At 67.3% G+C, this 1,671-nt stretch carries 3 protein-coding genes; all 3 read left to right on the top strand.

Annotated elements, in window-relative coordinates; genetic code table 11:
- Positions 1-686: phosphoribosylformylglycinamidine cyclo-ligase (purM, locus tag EOA22_RS32770; protein WP_127390559.1), on the top strand; the 686-nt coding region annotated here is incomplete at its 5' end.
- Entirely contained in the window at positions 683-1,396 is a 714-nt protein-coding gene (purN, locus tag EOA22_RS32765) for a phosphoribosylglycinamide formyltransferase (protein ID WP_013532446.1), read from the top strand. The genes purM and purN, both read left to right, overlap by 4 nt.
- Before the next feature lie 13 nt (positions 1,397-1,409).
- The coding region (locus EOA22_RS32760) for a histidine phosphatase family protein (RefSeq protein ID WP_206521421.1) at positions 1,410-1,671 on the top strand (262 nt) is incomplete at its 3' end.

Genomic DNA, 1,671 nt, shown 5'->3' with positions numbered 1-1,671 from the left:
GCATTGCCGAGGGCTGCCGCCAGGCCGGCTGCGCGCTGATCGGCGGCGAGACCGCCGAGATGCCCGGCATGTATCACGGCAACGACTACGACCTCGCCGGCTTTGCGGTGGGTGCCGCCGAACGCGGCCAATTGCTGCCCACCGATGACATTGTCGAAGGCGACGTGCTGCTGGGCCTGGCTTCCTCCGGCCTGCACTCGAACGGCTATTCGCTGGTGCGCCGCATCGTCGCCGTCAGCGGTCTGTCGTGGAGCGATCCGGCACCGTTCAACGACGAGGCCACTCTGGCCGAAGCACTGCTCGAGCCGACCCGCATCTACGTCAAGTCGATTCTCAAGGCGATCCGCAACACGCATGGTATCAAGGCGCTCGCCCACATCACCGGCGGCGGCTTCCCGGAAAACATTCCACGCGTGCTGCCCAAGGATTTTTCGGCCGAGCTCGACCTCGAGGCGATCGACGTTCCTCCCGTGTTTTCGTGGCTGGCCAAGACCGGCGGCGTGGCGCCGGAAGAAATGATGCGCACCTTCAATTGCGGCATCGGCATGATCCTGGCGGTCGCGTCCGGCCAGGCAGCGCAGGTCGCGGCCGTGCTACAGGAAGCCGGCGAGACGGTGACGCCGATCGGCCGCATCGTGCCGCGCCGCGACGCAGGCGTCATCTATCGGGGTTCGATCGGCCTATGAGCGCGCAGAGGAAACGCACCGTTGTCCTGATCTCGGGACGCGGCTCCAACATGACCGCGCTGATTGCCGCGGCCAGCGACCCGTCGTTCCCGGCCGAGATCGTCGGTGTCATTTCCGATAAGGCGGATGCCGCCGGGCTCGGCATCGCCAGGGCGCGCGGCATCGCCACGCAGGTCGTCTCACGTGCCGACCACGGCAGCAAGCAGGCGCATGACGCCGCCATCGACGCGGCCCTTACCGCCTTCAACGCCGAGATCGTGGCGCTGGCCGGCTATATGCGCATCCTCAGCCCCGGCTTCGTCCAGAAATGGCAGGGCCGCATGATCAATATCCACCCTGCCCTGCTGCCGGCCTTCAAGGGGCTCGACACCCATGCGCGCGCGCTGGCCGCCGGCATCCGCATCCATGGCTGCACCGTGCACTTCGTCACCTCCGAGATGGATGACGGCCCGATCATCGCACAGGCAGCCGTGCCGGTGATGGTCGGCGACACCGCCGATACATTGGCAGCCCGCGTGCTGAAGACCGAACACCGGCTCTATCCGCTGGCGCTGGGGCTGGTCGCCGAAGGCAAGGCGCGCATGGAGTCCGGCCGCACCGTGCTTGCCCACTTTGCCGACGATGCCGACAACGGCACCTCGGTGGTGATGGCCCCGGATCCGCTGCGCGAGGAAGCCGACCTCGAGCATCTGGCGCGCATCACGCCTTGAGCTTAGAGCGGCGATGAAACAGCTTCTCCTGCTTCGTCACGCCAAATCCAGCTGGGACGACCCTGATCTCGATGATTTCGACCGGCCCTTGGCCGAACGCGGAGTGAAGGCAGCCCGGTTGATGGGGCGCGAGCTTGCGACGCGCGGCTGGCTGCCGGACCTGGCGCTGGTGTCGGCGGCGCTGCGCACCCGCGACACCTGGCGGCTTGTGGCGGCGGAATTGCCCGTCCCGCCCCAGGTCGCATTCCTCCAGGGGCTGTACGATACTTCAGCGG

This window comes from Mesorhizobium sp. M7A.F.Ca.US.014.04.1.1, from assembly GCF_003998745.1.
GTDB classification, from domain to species: Bacteria; Pseudomonadota; Alphaproteobacteria; order Rhizobiales; family Rhizobiaceae; genus Mesorhizobium; species Mesorhizobium ciceri.
Note: the sequence above shows the minus strand (reverse complement) of the source record. Positions and strands in the feature narration are given on the sequence as shown.

Excerpts from the sequence above, each read along its gene's own strand:
- purN (WP_013532446.1), top strand. The coding sequence starts at position 683 with ATGAGCGCGCAGAGGAAACGCACCGTTGTCCTGATCTCGGGACGCGGC.